The organism is Crassaminicella profunda (assembly GCF_019884785.1).
Taxonomy (GTDB): Bacteria; Bacillota; Clostridia; order Peptostreptococcales; family Thermotaleaceae; genus Crassaminicella; species Crassaminicella profunda.
Map to the genome: position 1 here is coordinate 4,015,575 of NZ_CP082326.1, position 19,353 is coordinate 4,034,927.

General features: G+C 32.3%; 14 protein-coding genes, 1 riboswitch and 1 other annotated feature. Of the genes, 4 read left to right on the forward strand and 10 right to left on the reverse strand.

The features are described 5' to 3' along the window. Positions 1-19: 19 nt before the first annotated feature. From K7H06_RS18465 to serA, 3 genes are all read right to left on the reverse strand, one after another. Positions 20-1,198, reverse strand: coding sequence for a D-alanyl-D-alanine carboxypeptidase family protein (locus tag K7H06_RS18465; protein WP_223037478.1), 1,179 nt, complete (start codon positions 1,196-1,198; stop codon positions 20-22). Between the two features lie 78 nt (positions 1,199-1,276). Beyond that, on the reverse strand, positions 1,277-2,770 hold the full coding sequence (locus K7H06_RS18470) for a M1 family metallopeptidase (protein ID WP_246637577.1): 1,494 nt from the start codon (positions 2,768-2,770) through the stop codon (positions 1,277-1,279). A 163-nt stretch (positions 2,771-2,933) separates the two neighbouring features. Then, complete coding sequence (gene serA, locus K7H06_RS18475) at positions 2,934-4,526, reverse strand: phosphoglycerate dehydrogenase (protein WP_223037479.1); 1,593 nt, start codon at positions 4,524-4,526, stop codon at positions 2,934-2,936. 148 nt (positions 4,527-4,674) lie between these two features. After that, positions 4,675-4,880, reverse strand: a binding site (T-box leader). A 393-nt stretch (positions 4,881-5,273) separates the two neighbouring features. Between serA and K7H06_RS18480 the strand changes: the two genes are divergently transcribed. Then, positions 5,274-6,362 carry a M24 family metallopeptidase gene (locus K7H06_RS18480; RefSeq protein WP_223037480.1) on the forward strand — a complete coding sequence of 363 codons (1,089 nt, stop codon included), beginning with the start codon at positions 5,274-5,276 and terminating at the stop codon, positions 6,360-6,362. Between the two features lie 82 nt (positions 6,363-6,444). On the opposite strand, the gene carB is transcribed toward K7H06_RS18480, so the two are convergent. Together carB and carA are read right to left on the reverse strand one after the other, a co-directional pair. Beyond that, complete coding sequence (gene carB / locus K7H06_RS18485; RefSeq protein WP_223037481.1) at positions 6,445-9,633, reverse strand: carbamoyl-phosphate synthase (glutamine-hydrolyzing) large subunit; 3,189 nt, start codon at positions 9,631-9,633, stop codon at positions 6,445-6,447. Beyond that, positions 9,624-10,703, reverse strand: a complete 1,080-nt coding sequence (carA, locus tag K7H06_RS18490; protein ID WP_223037482.1) for a glutamine-hydrolyzing carbamoyl-phosphate synthase small subunit — start codon at positions 10,701-10,703, stop codon at positions 9,624-9,626. Before carA ends, carB begins: the two co-directional genes overlap by 10 nt. A gap of 612 nt (positions 10,704-11,315) precedes the next feature. Continuing rightward, positions 11,316-11,466, forward strand: a riboswitch (FMN riboswitch). Between the two features lie 111 nt (positions 11,467-11,577). On the opposite strand from carA, the gene ribB reads away from it, so the two are divergent. Beyond that, complete coding sequence (gene ribB, locus K7H06_RS18495) at positions 11,578-12,243, forward strand: 3,4-dihydroxy-2-butanone-4-phosphate synthase (protein WP_223037483.1); 666 nt, start codon at positions 11,578-11,580, stop codon at positions 12,241-12,243. Positions 12,244-12,379: 136 nt separating this feature from the next. Here ribB and K7H06_RS18500 read toward each other — a convergent pair whose 3' ends face one another. Further along, positions 12,380-13,543, reverse strand: coding sequence for an aspartate aminotransferase family protein (locus K7H06_RS18500; protein WP_223037484.1), 1,164 nt, complete (start codon positions 13,541-13,543; stop codon positions 12,380-12,382). Continuing rightward, positions 13,530-14,417 (reverse strand): acetylglutamate kinase, encoded by an 888-nt coding sequence (argB, locus tag K7H06_RS18505; protein WP_223037485.1) that lies wholly within the window; start codon positions 14,415-14,417, stop codon positions 13,530-13,532. The genes K7H06_RS18500 and argB overlap by 14 nt, the downstream gene beginning before the upstream one ends. Before the next feature lie 129 nt (positions 14,418-14,546). On the opposite strand from argB, the gene argC reads away from it, so the two are divergent. After that, positions 14,547-15,584 carry an N-acetyl-gamma-glutamyl-phosphate reductase gene (gene argC, locus K7H06_RS18510; RefSeq protein ID WP_223037486.1) on the forward strand — a complete coding sequence of 346 codons (1,038 nt, stop codon included), beginning with the start codon at positions 14,547-14,549 and terminating at the stop codon, positions 15,582-15,584. 12 nt (positions 15,585-15,596) lie between these two features. After that, on the forward strand, positions 15,597-16,823 hold the full coding sequence (gene argJ / locus K7H06_RS18515) for a bifunctional glutamate N-acetyltransferase/amino-acid acetyltransferase ArgJ (RefSeq protein ID WP_223037487.1): 1,227 nt from the start codon (positions 15,597-15,599) through the stop codon (positions 16,821-16,823). Between the two features lie 181 nt (positions 16,824-17,004). On the opposite strand, the gene K7H06_RS18520 is transcribed toward argJ, so the two are convergent. The 3 genes from K7H06_RS18520 to K7H06_RS18530 all read right to left on the reverse strand — a co-directional run bounded on the left by K7H06_RS18520 (position 17,005) and on the right by K7H06_RS18530 (position 19,276). Beyond that, complete coding sequence (locus K7H06_RS18520) at positions 17,005-18,144, reverse strand: Rossmann-fold NAD(P)-binding domain-containing protein (protein ID WP_223037488.1); 1,140 nt, start codon at positions 18,142-18,144, stop codon at positions 17,005-17,007. Positions 18,145-18,478: 334 nt separating this feature from the next. Further along, the gene (locus tag K7H06_RS18525; protein WP_223037489.1) at positions 18,479-18,889 is read right to left on the reverse strand and encodes a bacteriohemerythrin; all 411 of its coding nucleotides are present in this window, start codon (positions 18,887-18,889) and stop codon (positions 18,479-18,481) included. 153 nt (positions 18,890-19,042) lie between these two features. Continuing rightward, positions 19,043-19,276 carry a thioredoxin family protein gene (locus tag K7H06_RS18530; RefSeq protein WP_223037490.1) on the reverse strand — a complete coding sequence of 78 codons (234 nt, stop codon included), beginning with the start codon at positions 19,274-19,276 and terminating at the stop codon, positions 19,043-19,045. Between the last annotated feature and the right edge of the window lie 77 nt (positions 19,277-19,353).

Here is a 19,353-nt window from a genome sequence, read left to right on the forward strand (position 1 = left end):
TCATCCTTTCCATATGATCTTACATAATATTAGCAATAAGACTTGAAAAAATGGACCAGAACTTTTTTATAAATACTTTAAAAGGAATCTTTTTCACATCTCGATCACTAATTAAATCCATTGTTATGACTTTATCATTATAGAGTGTAACCTTCACTTCTCCAAGCTTTTGTCCTTTTACAACAGGAAAGGGCATTGTATCTAATAGAGAAATTTCTCTACTCTTTTCTATTGCATTCTTTTGTCCAAAGGCCCAAGCATTTTCCTTAGCCAAAAGCTCAATTGGAAGCTCTTTTGCTCCCCATAATTTTATTTCTTGAATAGGCTCTTCTACGTTTATAATTCTTTTTTTCATAAAATTAGCGACTCCATAATTTAAAAGCCTCTCACTTTCATGAACTCTATTCCAATCACTTTTCGTTCCAAGTACAACAGAAATCAATCTAAAATCTTGTTCATTTTCATCCTTTTTCTTTACATTCATGGTAGAAGTTAAACAAAATCCTGCTTCACTGGTATATCCTGTTTTTAATCCATCTACCTCAGGTATGATCTTTAACAATCCATTGGTACTTTTCTTATAAAAATTTCTCTCTGGGTTTTGATAAAATTCTTGATCTGTAAGAGGTAGGAGTTCTTCTTTATGATGCTGAATGATGTATTTTGCCAATATGCCTATATCCTTGGCCGTCATCATATTACCTTCCCCTTTTTCTGGCATACCATTAGGATTTACAAAGTTTGTATTTACCATTCCTAACTCTTTGGCTTTTGCATTCATCATCTTTACGAAGCTTTCCATGCTGCTACCTACATGCTCTGCAATGGCAAAGGCTGCATCATTTGCAGATACAATCATCATGGCCTCCATAAGCTCACTCAGTTTTATAGTTTCTCCAGCTTTTAATCTATAACTTGCTCCTTTTTCATTTGCTGCTCTATCACTTATAGTTACTAGATCATTCATAGAAACCTTTCCCTTTTCTACAGCTTCTATAGCAACAAGATAAGTCATTAATTTTGTAATACTAGCTGGTGCAAATCTTTCTTCTACATTTTTAGAAAATAATATTTCTCCTGACGTCTCTTCCATAAGTAATGCTGCTCTTGCATTCACTTTAACTTTAGCATCTGCAAAACTAGATGGACTAGCAAGTAGTAAAATACATGTGATTATAATTGCTATATATCTTCTCAAATCGCTTCCCCCTTATTTATATATTAAAGGAAAAGCATGAAGAAAACCACAGGTATTTTTTCCTGTGGTTGTTGATCATTATTGCGCTAATAACCATTTATTAAAGAGTGAATCTAACTTTTTACCTACAACTTCTTCACAAACCTTTTTAAAATCCTCAGTGGTAGCATTTTTAAATCGATAGGTTTCGTAATATTTTTTCATAATATCATAAAATTTGTCTTCCCCATATTTTTCATAGATTGTATTTAAAAACATGGCTCCTTTATTATAAACCAAAATCCCATAGTCATTCCAACCTTCAAATTCATTTAAAGGTCTTAAAATCGTTTCATTTTTTATAGAAGCTACCCCATTTTTATATTGTTCCTCATTTGTATATTTATGATATTCTTTTCCTTTTCTCTCTCCAAAATTTTCTCTCGCATAAACGACCTCTGAATAAGAAGTCAAGCTTTCATCTAACCATGCTTCATCGATTTCATCATTCCCAACAACACCATACCACCACTGATGCCCAGTCTCATGAACAATAACAATTTCTAAATAATTCCCATAATCATTTGAATAATACTCTTCTCCAATAAAAACAATTCCTGGATATTCCATTCCACTTGGAAAATTAGTCTGTACAACAGAATACTGGCCATAAGGATATTTTCCATATGTCTTATTAAAGGTTTTTAAAGCATTCTCTGCTGCTTCCGTAGCCTTATCTGCTATTTTTCTCTTAACATTCTTCATAAAATACATCTTCAAAGTAGTTCCTTCTACATCCTTGTCTACCACTTCAAAATCTTTGCTCATTACAAAAGCAAAATCTCTCATTAATTTTGCTTCTATCTCCCACTCTCTTTTATCCTCTACAACTTCATCTTCTAAAATATTCCCTGATGCTGCAACAATAAAATCTTTTGGTGTTTCCATATGAACATGATAATTACTTACATCACTATAAAATGGATCTCCTAGAGGATAATATGGATCTAAATTCCATCCACTTTTATCATAAACAGCTGCAATAGGATACCAATTACCAAGATTGAAAGTATCTCCCCCATAACCAAATCGTTCCTGTGCCGGAGGTATTTTTATGGTATATGCCATCTCTATTGAAATTCTCTCATTAGATTCTAACTCATTAGGTAATAATACTTTCATGATGGTTTGCCCTTCCCCTTTAAATTCATAATCTACAGGCACACCCTCAATAGATACTTTTTCTATATTGATATATCCAGGTTTAAATCCATTAGGATAAGCACGTTCAAAATCATCCATTAAAAATGGAACCGTCTCTTTTTTTCTAAAACTATTTGGATATAGATGAAAATAAACTTCTCCTAAAGAAGTATTCTCTTTATTGATGTAATCTACCTTTTGTGTTCCTTTAATAGTGGCATCCTCTGGTGAAAAGACTACATCAATATTGTATTGATTCATATCTTCAGGGTTAATCCCGTTATAATCCTCTACAATCAATGTAGGCTGTACAATCTTCTCTACTTCTTTCTCCTTACACCCTGTAAATAAAAGCAATAGCCCTAATAATATAATCCCTATTTTTTTCATACTATTCCTCCGCATTCCATATATTTTCAAGCTCAGTTCCTCATCCCTCAATCAACACCCCTGTACAGCCCTTTATATTATTTTCTTTAAATCTGCTCCTTACAGTATATCATAACCAAATATTTCTTTTCATAAAAATAAACCACCTAAAGGGTGGTCTATTTTAAAGTCTCACATATTTTGCACACAACACATTTTCTTTTTGCATCAATTTTTCTAAACTTTCATTAGACACTTCATCATCTATTGTTAAAACCATCAATGCTTTTTTTCCTACAGCATTTCTACCTACCTGCATAGTTCCAACATTAATTTTTTCTTCTCCGAGTCCCATACCAATGTGACCAATTACACCTGGAACGTCCATATTTTGTACAAATAGCATATGCTTTGTTGGGTTTACATCTACTTCATATCCTTCAATCTTTACAATTCTTCCTTCTCTTTTTGAAGATAAATTTCCTGCAATCACAAATGTATCTTCTTTTGTCTTAATCTTCACTTCAATATAATCTGTATATCCATTATAATTTTCTTTTATTTTTCTTTGTTCTATTCCAATGCCTCTTTGTTCTGCTAAAAGTTTTGCATTAATATAATTTACTTTATCTTCTACTACCGGCTGTAAAAGACCCTTTACAAATGCAATGGTACTCATTTCTGTATCTTGCTTTGCAACACTTCCCCAATACTCAATACTCACATGCTCAATTGGATCATGGCGAAGCTGGTAATAGATTTTTCCTAGTTTTTCCATCATTTCAATATATGGTTTCATCACGGCCAATTCATCCCTATGCATTGTAGGAAGGTTTACTGCATTAGGTACAATTTCTCCATTTAATGCATTAATCACCTGCTCTGCTACTGTAACCCCTACATTGATTTGAGCTTCAATCGTACTTGCTCCAATATGTGGTGTTACAATAACATTATCGCATTCAAACAATGGATTGTTAAAGCTAGGTTCTTCTTCATGTACATCTAACCCTGCACTTGCAATTTTGCCACTTTGAATTCCTTTTAGTAATGCTTTTTCGTTAATAATTCCACCTCTAGCATCATTTACAAGTCTTACCCCTGGCTTCATCCACTCAATTTCTTGCTCTCCAATCATCCCATAGGTTTCTTTTGTCTTTGGTGTATGCACTGTAATAAAATCAGATTCCTCTATCAATTCTTTTAAAGTATTTTTCTTCTCTACATTAAATCTTTTAAATCTTTCATCAGAAATATATGGATCATATGCAATTACCTTCATACCAAAAGCATTCATTCTTGTAGCTACCAAAGAACCAATTCTACCAAGTCCAATAATCCCTAATGTTTTAGTATAAAGCTCTACTCCTTTGAATCTATTTCTCTCCCATTTTCCTGATTTAATATAATTATTTGCTCCTACAATATTTCTTGACTGTGCCATCAAAAGTCCTATAGCCAGTTCAGCTGCTGACATAGTATTACTAGCTGGTGTATTGGCTACAATAATTCCTCTTTTGGTTGCTTCTGGTAAATCTATATTATCTGTACCATTTCCTGCTCTTCCTACAACTTTTAAATTTGGTGCCTTTTCCATCAATTCTTCATTGATTTTTGTTGCACTCCTAACAATAATCGCATCATATTGGTGCATTCTTTCTAATAATTCTTCTCTTGTTATATCCAGGCAAACATCTACGTCTAAATGTTTCTCTAGCAATTTGATTGCTTCGTCATCTACTTTTTCAGTGATAATAACTTTTCTTTTATTTTCCATTTCCATCTCTCCTATTCCATATTTAAGCTCTAAAACATTTCAAAATATTCTGTATATTTTTCGTGCACAGTTTGCTTCTATATCTCCATATCCCTGTAAATATGTTTTTATTCCCATCAGGGTAAATAAAAAACCCGTCCTTGAATAAATCAAGGACGGGGATATTTCTCCACGTGGTACCACCTTTTTTTCACTGCATATGCAGCCTCTTTCTCGATAACGGGTTTTCCCGGTATAGGTTTTTACCCCCATACAGCTTCCGGTCGGATTCAATAATCTTCGCTGTCGATTCACACCACCCATCGACTCTCTGAAAGCAAATTATTATTTACTACTACCGTTCACAGCTTTTTCATATAAAACTTTTAACAGAGTAAAGTCTTTTTTGTAATTACGCTTATTATATTATTTATAATCTATAAAATCAATAGTAAATTTGCATTTTTATATAAAAATTTTATTTTTATATAAAAAATAGATCCTCAACACCTGTTATTCATACGCTTTAACCATCTTCATAAGCTATTTTTAAAATTTATAAAAATTTCATTTCAATGTATCTTTATACTACTATACACCTATCAACAATTCATCTTCTACAAAACAGATAAATATGGTACTATATATTTAGGAAGTTTTTCCAAATATTGTGAATTTTTCATTTTGTCCATCCACCATTTACTTGTTTTTTCTTATGCTTCAAAAGGACTTACACTAAAAAATCATTTTCAAAAGGGGGATTTCCACATGCATGAAAAAAGATTACAAAAAATCATCACCAACATGAAAAAGCATCATATGGATCAAATGGTTATCACCTCTCCTGATTCCATTTTCTATTTATTAGATGAATGGATTCATCCAGGAGAGAGAATGTTAGCATTATTCGTAAATACTAATGGTGATACAACACTATTTATCAATGAACTATTTCCGTTACAGAAAGATTTAGGAGTAAAACTTTGCATTTATAATGATACAGAAGATCCTATTGATTATTTAGAAAAATCAGTAAATCTTAATAAAACTATGGGAATCGATAAAGAATGGCCCTCTCATTTTCTGATCAGATTATTAAAGAAAAAACCAGGACTTCAAGTAGAAAATGGTTCTATTGTAGTAGATGAAATTAGAATGGTAAAAGATGAAGATGAAATTAAATTAATGAAAAAAGCATCCGCTATCAACGATCAAGCAATGGGTAAAATTATGGAAGTAATCAAGACAGGTACATATACAGAGCTTGAAATAGGAAAAAAACTCGGAGAGATTTATGCCCAATATGATACAAATGGTTTCTCTTTTGATCCACTAATTTGTTATGGTTCTAATGCTGCCCAGCCGCACCATTCCTCTGACCAAACTCCCCTTAAGATAAATAATAGTATCATCATAGATATAGGATGTATTTCAAATAATTATGCCTCTGATATGACAAGAAGCATGTTCTTTGGAGAACCTGATGAAGAATATAAAAAAATCTATGATTTAGTATTAAAGGCTAATCGTTCTGCCATTAGTACTATAAAACCTGGTGTTAAATTTAGTACCATTGATCAAGCAGCAAGAAGTGTCATAGAGCATGGAGGATATGGAAAGTATTTTACTCATCGCACAGGGCATAATATCGGTCTTTGTGTACATGAATATCCTGATGTAAGCGCAGTTAATGATATGATCGTGAAGGAAGGTATGATTTTTTCAATAGAACCAGGGATCTATCTACAAGGAAAGTATGGCGTAAGAATAGAAGATCTTGTATTAGTGACAAAAGATAGCTGTGAAGTTTTAAATCAATTCCCTAAAAATCTAATTGTATTTGATTCATTAAAATAAAAAACTTTAGTAAAGAACCCCTTCATCTATTGTTCTTTGAAAAAGCTTCATAGATCAAGGGGCTTTATTTTTTATATAGCTCTTATTTTAAATATTCATCAAGAGTCTTATATGTTATTTCTTCTTTATTTTTCTCTATATCAATAGCTACTTTAAAAATTCTTGCTGTATCAATGCTCGTAAATATAGGAAGTCTATGTTCACTCATTTTTCTTCTGATTCTAAATCCTAAGCTATATTTATTATTTCCTCTTGTAGGGGTATTGATCATCATGTTGATGGTTCCATCTGCAATGCGTTTGTCTACCTCAAACAATGGAATTGTTTCACAAGAAACATCATGTTTCTTTAAGAAATTGGCTGTTCCTACAGAACCATATAGCTTAAATCCTAGTTTTTCATAATCTTTTATAACTTTCAATCCTTCTTCTTTATCTACAGCCTTCAGACTCACATAAATAGCTCCTTTTGTAGGAATTTTAATTCCAGAAGCTTTGAATCCTTTGTAGATGGCTTTATTTAAATCCATATCTATTCCTAATACTTCCCCAGTAGATTTCATCTCAGGTCCTAAGGACATGTCTACATCAGCAAGCTTTTCTCCTGAGAAAACTGGAACCTTTACAGCATGCAACTTTTTATTTTCCATGAGTCCTGTTCCATAAGCTGTATCTTTTAGTTTATTTCCAAGCATAGCGTCTACTGCTAATTTTACCATTGGAACTCCTGTCACTTTACTTAGTATTGGAACAGTTCTTGATGCTCTTGGATTTACCTCTATTACATATACCTCTTTTCCATCAAATACATATTGAATATTTACAAGTCCAACTACATTTAATCCTTTTGCAATTTTTCTTGTATAATCTACTAACTTTTGTACTGTCTCTTTATTTAAGGTCATATATGGATATACAGTGATACTGTCTCCAGAGTGTACTCCAGTTCTTTCAACATGTTCCATGATTCCTGGGATTAAGATATCTTCTCCATCCCCTATAGCATCTACTTCTATCTCTGTTCCTTTTACATATTTATCAATGAGTACAGGGTACTTCTTAGATAAATTTACTGCCTCTTGTAAATAATTTTCAAGTCCTGCTTGATCATATACCACCTGCATGGCACGGCCACCTATTACATAAGACGGTCTAACAACTACTGGATATCCTAATTTTCCTACAGTTTCTAATGCCTCTTCTATACTTGTAACAGCTCTTCCCGTAGGACTTGGGATATTTAGTTCTTCTAAGAAACTTCTAAACTTATCTCGATCTTCTGCCATATCCATTGATTGGTAAGAAGTCCCTAGTATGTTTACGCCTCTTTCATAAAGCTTTTCTGCAAGATTTACAGAAGTCTGTCCTCCTAGTTGAAGAATAACTCCTTCTGGTTTTTCGTTATTAATAACATTCATCACATCATCTATATATAAGGATTCAAAGTATAGTTTGTCTGCCGTATCAAAGTCTGTACTTACTGTTTCTGGATTGTTATTAATGATGATGGATTCATATCCTGCTTCTTTAATGGCCCATACTCCATGAACACAACTGTAATCAAATTCTATTCCCTGTCCGATTCGAATAGGTCCTGATCCAAGTACCATTATTTTCTTCTTATCACTAATAATGTTTTCATCTTCCTCTTCATAGCAAGAATAATAGTAAGGAGTTTGTGCATCAAATTCACCACTGCAGGTATCTACCATCTTAAAAATTGGTTTTATATCCTGCTCTTTTCTCATTTCTTCTAAATCATTAGCCTGTATTCCTTTTAAATCACTGATTTCTTTGTCTGTAAAACCCATTGCTTTTGCTTCATATAGTAATTTTTCATCCATATTTTCTTCTTTGATTCTTGTTTCCATCTTAATAATATTTACTAAGCCATTTAAAAACCATGGATCAATCTTTGTTCTATCATGAAGCATGTCTACTGTTATTCCTCTTCTTAAAGCTTCTGCAAGGGCGAAGATTCTTTCATCATCACATAAATCAATTTTTCTAAACAATTCCTCTTGTGTCATTTCCATCATGGAAAACATTCTAAGTCCTGTAAACTTTCCTTCTAAGGAAGTTAAAGATTTAAGGAGTGCACTTTCAAAGCTTCTGCTGATTGCCATTACTTCTCCTGTTGCTTTCATTTGAGTTCCAAGGGTTCTAGATGCCTTGCTAAATTTATCAAAAGGCCATTTGGGGAATTTTACTACGATATAGTCAAGGGCTGGCTCAAAGCATGCACTTGAATTTTTTGTTACATAATTTTTCAATTCATCTAAGCTAAATCCTATACCGATTTTAGCACCAATCTTTGCGATAGGGTATCCTGCTGCCTTTGAAGCTAAAGCACTCGAACGACTCACCCTTGGATTTACTTCTATAACAATATAGTTATTACTTTTTGGGTCTAATGCAAACTGAATATTACATCCACCTTCAATTTTTAAACTTCTAATAATCTTAATAGATGCTTGTCTTAACATCTGATATTCCTTATCTCTTAAGGTTTGTGAAGGGGCAACAACGATACTATCTCCTGTGTGAACCCCTACTGGATCCATATTTTCCATATTACAGATAATAATACAGTTATCCTTTTTATCCCTTATCACTTCATATTCGATTTCCTTCCATCCTGCAACACTTTGCTCTAGAAGAATTTGTCCGATAGGGCTATTCTCTATTCCTCTTTGGCATATTTCAATCAACTCATCATAGTTGCTTGCAATTCCTCCACCTGTTCCACCTAATGTATATGCTGGTCTAATGATTACTGGATACCCATACTTTTCAACAAAATCTTCACATTCTTTTATTTTTGTTGCAATAATACTCATAGGGATGGGTTCATCGATTTCTAGCATAAGTTCTTTGAAAGCTTCTCTATCCTCTGCTTTTTTGATGGTTTCACTATCCGTACCTAATAATCTTACCCCGTATTTATCTAATATTCCCTCTTCTTTTAGCTGCATAGATAAATTAAGTCCTGTTTGTCCTCCAAAGCCTGCTAAAATGCCATCTGGTTTTTCTTGACTGATAATTTTTTCTAAACTTTCTACATTCAATGGTTCTATATATACTCTATCTGCTACATTTGTATCTGTCATGATTGTAGCAGGGTTACTATTTACAAGGATTGTTTCAATTCCTTCTTCTTTTATTGCTTTACAAGCCTGTGTTCCTGAATAATCGAACTCTGCTGCCTGACCAATGATGATAGGGCCTGAACCAATAATCATCACCTTTTTTAAGCTTTTATCTATTGGCATTTTGCATCCTCCTTTAACTGATCGATAAATTTATCAAATAGGTAAGTAGAATCTGTCGGTCCTGGTGCTCCTTCTGGGTGGAATTGTACAGAGAATACAGGAAGCTCCTTGTGCTTCATTCCTTCTACCGTATCATCATTTAGATTAATATGGGTAATCTCCATTCCACTTTGTTCTATGCTTTTTCTCTCTACTGCATAGCCATGGTTTTGAGAAGTAATATAAGCTCGATCTCTTTTTATATCATAAACCCCATGATTCCCTCCTCTGTGTCCAAACTTCATTTTGTAGGTTTGTCCTCCTACTGCTAAGGCCAATATTTGATGTCCCATACAAATTCCAAAGGTAGGTACTTTCTTGATAATTTTCTTTACTGTTTCTACTGCTTCTGTGGCCGCTTCAGGGTTCCCTGGTCCATTACTCAGTAATACCCCTTCAGGATTTATATTCATAATCTCTTCATAGCTTGTACTATAAGGAAATACAGTGATATCACAATTTCTATATTGTAAATTGTTTAAGATATTTTTCTTGATTCCAAAATCCATTACAGCAATCTTTGGACCCGTTCCAGGTATGTGTAAGATTTGTTTAGTTCCTACCTCTTTCATCCAGTCTTCTTTTAGTTTCTCTTGTTTTATAATTTTTTCTAATTCTTCCATAGACAGGTCTTCATTAGATATGACACATTTTAATGCCCCTTGATTTCTTATTCTTTTAGTGATACTTCTTGTATCCACATGACAAACCCCTACAATTCCCATGTTCTCAAGCATTTTTTCTAAACTTTCTTCGCTCATATAGTTTGAAGGATTTTGTTCAATAGATTTTGTTACAAATCCTTTGGCATATATTTTAGAAGATTCATTTTCCACACTATTTACTCCATAGTTTCCTATTAACGGATAGGTCATGGTAATAATTTGCCCTGCATAAGATGGATCTGTTAAAATTTCTTGATATCCTGTAATAGAAGTATTGAACACCAACTCCCCTACAGATGTTCCTTTTTTTCCAAATCCTTTTCCTTTGTATACCGTTCCATCTTCTAGATACAATATTCCATTCATTTTGTATCCCTCCAATTCATTTTATATTTATTCATATATTATTGTTTTTATTCATTAAAATATTATTTATAATTATACATAAAATAATATATTTATTCAATTCGTTTTAAAAAATTTTCTTTTTTTTATTTCATTTTTTATTATAATTGTGCATTTGCAACTAAGCAATCACCTAGCATTCCACGTTTTTTCTAGCATTTCTATTAATTTCCATTCACGAGACGCTTTTGCATTATTATTATCTTGTTTTATAATATTTTCATATTTATGTCTCGTCTACTATTATCATCTACAATGATTGTTTTATACATATGCGTTCTTGTTATGATAAAATAAAAAAGCCTTTTACCAGAGGTAAAAGGCTTATATTTACGTACACAAACAAGATATCACCAAACTTAGGTGCATCTTCTCTATCACATCCTTTTCAGCCTCTCTGGACCGATTTAAAGGTACCTATTTTGTTTTCAACATATAATATCATGTTTCTTGCTTATATGTCAACAACCATTTTTATCAAGTTGTCCTTTTATGATCATTGTATCATCCTATGATCAGCCAAGTAAAAAAAATAAGTTATTGTAAAATATTAGTACTTCTGCTATAATATCACTGTATTCTCAGGGCGGGGTGTAATTCCCCACCGGCGGTATTTTTGCTATTTTGCAAATAAGCCCGCGAGCGCTTGTTCTAATGAATAAGGTCAGCAGACTTGGTGAGAATCCAAGGCCGACGGTAATAGTCCGGATGGGAGAGAACGAAATGTTTTTTACGTGTTTTTTTGTGTATTTTTTGATTTCACAATTTTGAACACATTTCTATCTCTCATCATAATTCCTGATGAAAATTCTATTTTTAGAAAGGGAGTTTTATGATGAACAAATCACTACTATTCCAATTTGGCAAACCTCTTGAACGTGTTGAGCGAGCACTAGAAGATCTTCGTAAAGGAAAAGGAATCCTTCTAGTGGATGATGAAGATCGTGAAAACGAAGGGGATCTAATCTTTCCTGCCGAGACTATTACAATCCCTCAAATGGCTATGTTAATTCGAGAGTGCAGTGGCATTGTATGTCTTTGTCTCACAGATGAAAAAATCCGTCAATTAAATTTACCTCTAATGGTAGCTGAAAATACCAGTAGATATCAAACAGCTTTTACCGTTTCAATTGAAGCTTGTCATGGAGTAACAACAGGTGTTTCTGCCGCTGACAGAGTCACTACCATTCATACAGCAGTAACAGATGGATGTACACCACAAAATATTTGTCGTCCTGGGCATGTTTTTCCACTTTGTGCTCGTCCAGGTGGTGTTTTTACTAGACGTGGTCATACAGAAGGAACAGTTGATCTTATGAGTCTTGCAGGGTATAAACCAGCCGGAATTTTATGTGAATTAACTAACCCAGATGGTACCATGGCAAAATTACCTGAAATCATTAATTTTGCTGAACAACATGATATGGTTGTTGTAACCATTGAAGATATTGTTGAGTATAAAAAACAAGCTCTTGGAAGAGTTGATTCTTGTTCCAATTAAGCTAAAATATTTTTGTAGTATATTTTTAGTTTTAATAATATGTATCTATATATATTTTCATATAAAATTTAAAGGGATTGTCTCAAAATGATTTTCAAATCATTTTAAGACACCCCTTTTCTTATACAAAACCCTCTTAATAGTCTGCTAAAACATTCTCTAATATCTCAAAAGCTTCATCGATTTCTTCCTTTTTTACATTCAGTGGGGGTAATATTCTTACCACATCTTTTCCTGCACCTACTAATAAAAGTCCCTTTTCAAAGCATTTATTTACAATACTCTTAGGTTCTATATTTACCTTTATCCCAAGCATCAATCCCATTCCTTGAATATCTTCAATAACATTATATTTACTTTTTAGGATTTCAAGCTTCTCTACAAAATATCCACTCTTTTCATTCACTTCATCAACAATTCCCTTATCTACTAATTCTTCTAAAACTGCTAAAGATACTGCACAAGCTAGTGGATTTCCTCCAAAGGTACATCCATGATCTCCTGGTGAAAATGCACTTGAAGCTTTTTGATTTGCAAGGGTAGCACCAATTGGAAAACCTCCTCCTAACCCCTTTGCCATACAAATTACATCTGGAATAACCCCAAAGCTTTCATAGGCAAATAGCGTTCCTGTTCTACCTATTCCACACTGAACCTCATCAAATATTAATAATGCATCAAATTGATCACATAACGCTCTTGCTTCCTGTAAGAATCCTTTTTCAGCTTTAATCAATCCCCCTTCTCCTTGAATAGGTTCTATGATTACTCCACAGGTATCCTCATTGATATTTTCCTTTAAATCTTTTATATTATTAAAGGATACAGCTTTTATTCCCTTCATCAAAGGCATAAAATCCTTTTGATATTTCTCTTGCCCTGTTACTGATAATGCTCCTAAGGTTCTTCCATGAAAAGAATTTTTCATATAAATAATTGTATTTTTTGTACTGCTTTGAAGTTTCCCATATTTTCTTGCTAATTTTAATCCAGTCTCTACCGCCTCTGTTCCACTATTACAAAAAAACACCTGATCATGGTCACTATATACTGCTAATTTTTTTGCCAAATTAATTTGGGGTATATTCCAATATAAATTAGAGACATGAATGAGCTTGTTACTCTGTTCATTCAATACCTTATTTATGGATGGATGACTATGACCTAAGCAATTTACTGCAACACCACATACAAAATCAATATATTCTTTTCCTTTTGTATCATAAACTTTACTCCCTAACCCCTTTTCAAAAGTTACATCAAATCTTCCATAAGTATTCATTATATTACTTTTGCTCATTTTTTTCTCCTCCTTTAATCATTGTCCCCATTCCTTTATCTGTAAATATTTCTAAAAGTAAACTGTGCTCCTGTCTTCCATCAATTAAGTGTATATTTTTTGTACCCTTTTCTATAGCTTGTATACAACACTGCATTTTGGGGATCATCCCCCCTAAAATAGCCCCTTCCTCCATATACTCTTTTATTTTTTCTATACGAATACTCGAAATAAAGGTTGAAGGATCATTGATATCCTTATATAGCCCTTCTATATCTGTTAATAATATAAGCTTTTCTGCATTTAACACAGAAGCTACAGCTGCTGCTACATAGTCTGCATTAATATTGTACCCATTTCCTTCCTTATCACATCCAATAGGAGAGATGACAGGAAGGTATCTCGTCTTTAATAAATCATTTAATAATTGATCATTTACAGATACAACATCTCCCACATAGCCTATATCTATTTTTTCATTTTCTTCATATAAATATTTTTTCGTAGCTTCAATAAGATGATTATCTTTTCCACTGATCCCTACAGCATTAATCCCATGACTACATAGCTCACTAGTAATACCTTTATTGATCTGTCCTGAAAGAACCATTTCTACAACTTCCATGGTCTTTTCATCTGTAACTCTTAATCCTTTTACAAAATTTGTATCTATATTTAGTTTACTGAGCCACTTTGAAATATTAGGTCCTCCTCCATGAACAATCACCACATTGATTCCTACCAGCTTTAATAACACCACATCCTCTATGAAAGCTTTTTTGGCTTCAATATTTTTCATAATGCTTCCACCATATTTGATTACAAAAGTTTTTCCACTAAACTTTTTTATATAAGGTAAAGCTTCTATTAAGGTTGCTATTTTTTGATAATCCAAGAACTTCACTCCTTTATTATGATTTTGTTAATAATTATACTTAAAAATAAATAAATATTCAATATTTATTGTATATTTATTTTATTTATTGTATAATTAATTAAATTTTTATTAAAAGGAGGATGCCTTATGTTCAAAATAGGTATACTAGGAGCAACAGGTTATGCTGGTCAGCAGCTGGTTTGGCTCCTTTATAATCATAAAGAAGTAGAAATTGTATTTTTATCTTCTCATAGTTATTCAGGTTATTCCTTTTCTGATGTTTATCCCCAATATGATCAATTTCTGCAAAATTTATGTATAGATATCCATAATGTAGAAAAAAAACTTGTAGATATTGATTTATTATTTATCGCTCTACCTCATGGAAAATCTTTTGAGATTACTAAAAAAGCTTTAGATCTTGGAGTAAAGGTTATTGATTTAGGTGCTGATTTTCGATTAAAAAGTTCAGCTTCTTATGAAAAGTGGTATAATCTACAACATGAATGTATAGATTTATTACCTGATAGTGTATACGGTCTTCCTGAAATTCATAGGGAAAATATAAAAAAAGCTAAGTTAATCGCCAACCCAGGTTGTTATCCTACAGCAAGCATCTTAGCACTGACTCCAATACTCAAGCACCAGTTAATCCATCCAAACTCTATCATCATTGATGCAAAATCTGGTGTATCAGGGGCAGGAAGAAAAGCAAGCATTCCTACTCTTTTTGCAGAGTGTAATGAATCAATCAAAGCATATGGTGTAGCTGGTCATCGTCACACACCAGAGATTGAACAAGAAACATCAAAAATCTATGGACAAAATATTACTTTGTCCTTTACACCTCATTTGATCCCTATGAACAGAGGAATTCTTGCAACATGCTATGGAAATTTAAAAGAAAAATGTTCTCAAGAAAGTTTATATAAAATCTATAAAGATTTTTATGAGAATGAATATTTTATAAGAGTTAGAAAAAATCTTCCTGAAACAAAATGGGTAAAAGGAACGAACCTTTGTGATATAAGCGTATGTGTAGATGAACGAACGGGAAGAGTAATTATATTATCCGCTATTGATAATCTGATAAAAGGTGCTGCAGGACAAGCAGTACAAAATATGAATATCTTATTCGGTCTAAAAGAAACAGAAGGATTAGAAATGCTAGCAATGACCCCATGATAAAAAGAAAGGATGATTCCATTGAAAATTTTAGAGAATAAAACCATCTCAGATGTACCTGGCTTTCAAACTATTGGCATATACAGCGGTGTAAAAAGAAGTGGTAAAAATGATTTATGTGTAATCTACAGTAAAACACCTGCTGTAGCAGCTGCCGTATTTACCAAAAATAAAATAAAGGCAGCTCCTATTTTACTTTGTATGGAACATATAAAATTTGAAAATACACAAGCAATTGTTATAAATAGTGGAAACGCCAATGCTTGTACTGGAAGTGAAGGCTTTGAAGATGCAGTAACAATGGCAAAAACAACAGCAAAGGAGTTGGGGTTAATCCCCCCTCATGTCCTAGTTTCTTCCACAGGTATTATAGGAGTTCCCATGCCTATGAATAAAATTACAAAGGGTATTCAAACAGCTTGCAAAAATCTTGAGAAAAACGATGGTGACTCAGCTGCTAAAGCTATTATGACTACAGATACCTTCACAAAAAAAATAACCGTTACCATCAATATAGAAGACAAACCTATATATATCAGCGGAATTGCAAAAGGCTCTGGTATGATTCATCCAAATATGGGCACTATGCTTAGCTTTATTACTACAAATATTAATATTGAGAAATCATTATTACAGCTTGCTCTAAGAAACAGCGTAAAGGATTCTTACAATATGGTTTCTGTAGATGGAGATACAAGTACCAATGATATGGTTGTTGTCATGGCTAATGGCGTAGCCCAAAATTCATTGATTGATACTACTAATGATTCTTATATAAAATTTAAAGAAGCCCTTGATTTTGTAAACAAAGAACTTGCCAAAATGATTGCAAAGGATGGTGAAGGCGCAACAAAACTAATTGAAACTCATGTAATCAACGCTAAAACAATCCAAGATGCAAAGCTTTGTGCAAAATCTGTGATTTCTTCAAGTCTTGTAAAATCCGCTTTGTTCGGAAGTGATGCTAATTGGGGAAGAATATTATGTGCTATCGGTTATGCAGATGGAAATTTTGCCCCCGAAAAAGTTGATATCTTCTTTAAGAATCATATAGGCTCTATACAAGTAGCACAAAACGGAATGGGCATTCCATTTGATGAAACTACGGCAAAATCCATATTAGAACAAGAATATGTGAATATCCTTATTGATTTAAAAGATGGAGAACAATCTGCTACTGCATGGGGTTGCGATTTAACTTATGATTATGTGAAAATCAATGGTTGTTATAGAACTTAAAATTACATCATAAGAAATCATTTTAAAATATAAATTGTTAATCTCTATTTATTATAGTTAAAGTTTATCAATAAATAAACAGCTTACATTCTGCAAGCTGTTTATTTGTTGATTACTTTTATTTTTTTATAAGTTATCCACACCTATCCACAAGTATTTGTGGATAGATAAAGCTTGTCCACTATATATTGTCTTCATATTTATTTGTTTGTAAAAAATAATCTAAAGTTCCTCTATATAAACCTCTCTCAAAATGGTTATCACTTCTTAAAGTTATGTCATATCCCTTCTTTAAAAGGATATCCACAAAAGGCATTAATTTTTCTTCATAAATCTCCATAGATTTTTTTGGCAGTGTTCCTGGCCACCCGCTACAACTTACTGTTACTCTGCGATATTTCGTACTCACCTGAGATGGAATATCCTCATACGCAGTATCCTCTTTTTCAAAAATATATTTTTTCAAATCACCATGTGGAATTCCTTCTATAGCTTTTATCTGAATAGGCCATATGGATGTATCATAAGGATCCGCTGTTAAATCTAGTATGATACTATCTTCTTTTAAAAATTCAATGTATTCATTTGGTACAATACATTTTGAAAAATCTATTCTCCTCGTTGCATCCACTAATAAATCTGTATCCGAAAAAATACGAGGCAATAAATTCTTATGTTTTGTAATATGTCTTCCAATATATTGAACCATTACTCCTGGTACATCCTTTTTTCTTATTTCTTCTAATATTTTTTCATCTCCAAAAGACATACAAATTCTTCCCGCTCTCACTCCTAACTGACCCATTCCAATAACGGTTACTTTTATAGGACCTCTTTCCTTTGAAAAAAAATCTTTTCTTCTTTTTTTCATTTCTTTAAAAGCTGCTTTTACCCCACCTAAAGCTGTTAACTCATAAGTTACCACCATACGATGATGATCATCATCCACAATAGAATCCATTGAATAAGAAAGGATTCCTTTTTCTGTTAACTTCTTTACCAGCTTGGGTCTTGAATCATAATGAAGCATAGAAATAAGCATACACTCCCCATGCATCATTTCTATTTCATCATCGTTAGGGGCTTTTAATACAATCACTAAATCCTTTTCATAAACCTTATCATGAGATAAAAATTTTACTTTATCATTTACCTTTAAATAATCTTCCTTTGTAAAGCCCATTTCAATACCATAATTTTCTTCCAAAAATAGTTCTACATCATATTGATTCAACTTTTCAACAAAACTTGGAAGAAAGGCTCGTATTTCTCCTTTTATTCCATGAATTTTGGGCAGTCCTATAGAAATAATCTTTTTCACTCAGATTCACCCTTTCAACCAATTACATATCTTCCTACTGTATCTAATAGTTTATGCAATATTTTCACATTTATTTGAAGGATTCTTTCCAAATGAACGAAAGTTCAATAAAATTAGTAAAAAAAGCCTATTTTTTTTAGGAATTTAGAAGGATTTTTTATAAAAATATAGAATATTACAATTATCTACAAACAACATCGTTTTCTAACAAACAATTACAAAACTCAGCAAAAAAAGACCCATCCTCCAACGTAGGTCTTTTTTTGTGTGAATATATAATTTTTCATCCTATTTTACAAACCTATTCTCGGTTTTATCTTGTTTTCAGATGCTTCTAATAAATTCCTTTTTCATTTAAAGGTACTGAATATTCTTTATCTGTTTTTAGAATATGATTGGCAATCCAGTCAGCAACAAATCCTAATATATCTATCAAAAAATCTCTTTGATTTTCATCAATATCAATAGTTTTTACTTCCATCAATTTCAGCAAAAATGCTTTATGTTGTTCCAAATGTTTTTGAGATAATGGAATCCCATTTTCCTTTGCAATTCTTTCTTCATCATTAAAATGATAGGCTGTATAATTATGTAATTCATATACAAGTTTCATAATATCATCATACTTATCTAACTTATCTGATTTCATAGTTTGAAATATTTCTTCTCCAATTTGAAATAACTTTTTATGTTGATCATCCAATGCTTTCACATTCACTTCAAATTCTTCTTTCCATTCAAACATGGAAAAACCCCCTTTATAAAAAATATTATTACCGATTATATATATTCCCTAAAAATTTTATTTAAAACAAAAAATAAATTTTTTAAAATTTATCCATCATCCTAAAATTTTATCATTCCCTATATAAATAAATAAGGGATGCCGAAGCATCCCTTACTTATTTAGTATTTCCTTTACTTCTTCCTTTGAAACAACTCTTCCAGAAACTTTTACAGCTCCATCTACTACAAGAGCCGGTGTTTTCATTACTCCAAAGGATAAGATATCCTTCATTTCTGTTACCTTTTCAAACGCTGCATCGATTCCTAGCTCTTTTACTGCCTCTACTGCATTTTCATAAAGTGTTTGACAGTTTTTACATCCTCCACCTAAAATTTTAATATTCATGTAAATCCCTCCTAGTTTTTTTATGTTCAAGTAATTTTTATTTCTTAATCCATTCAATAATAATCATTAAAATCCTC

Excerpts from the sequence above, each read along its gene's own strand:
- K7H06_RS18470 (WP_246637577.1), bottom strand. The coding sequence starts at position 2,770 with ATGAAAAAAATAGGGATTATATTATTAGGGCTATTGCTTTTATTTACA.
- serA (WP_223037479.1), bottom strand. The coding sequence starts at position 4,526 with ATGGAAAATAAAAGAAAAGTTATTATCACTGAAAAAGTAGATGACGAA.
- K7H06_RS18480 (WP_223037480.1), top strand. The coding sequence starts at position 5,274 with ATGCATGAAAAAAGATTACAAAAAATCATCACCAACATGAAAAAGCAT.
- carB (WP_223037481.1), bottom strand. The coding sequence starts at position 9,633 with ATGCCAATAGATAAAAGCTTAAAAAAGGTGATGATTATTGGTTCAGGC.
- carA (WP_223037482.1), bottom strand. The coding sequence starts at position 10,703 with ATGAATGGAATATTGTATCTAGAAGATGGAACGGTATACAAAGGAAAA.
- ribB (WP_223037483.1), top strand. The coding sequence starts at position 11,578 with ATGAACAAATCACTACTATTCCAATTTGGCAAACCTCTTGAACGTGTT.
- K7H06_RS18500 (WP_223037484.1), bottom strand. The coding sequence starts at position 13,543 with ATGAGCAAAAGTAATATAATGAATACTTATGGAAGATTTGATGTAACT.
- argC (WP_223037486.1), top strand. The coding sequence starts at position 14,547 with ATGTTCAAAATAGGTATACTAGGAGCAACAGGTTATGCTGGTCAGCAG.
- argJ (WP_223037487.1), top strand. The coding sequence starts at position 15,597 with ATGATTCCATTGAAAATTTTAGAGAATAAAACCATCTCAGATGTACCT.
- K7H06_RS18525 (WP_223037489.1), bottom strand. The coding sequence starts at position 18,889 with ATGTTTGAATGGAAAGAAGAATTTGAAGTGAATGTGAAAGCATTGGAT.
- K7H06_RS18530 (WP_223037490.1), bottom strand. The coding sequence starts at position 19,276 with ATGAATATTAAAATTTTAGGTGGAGGATGTAAAAACTGTCAAACACTT.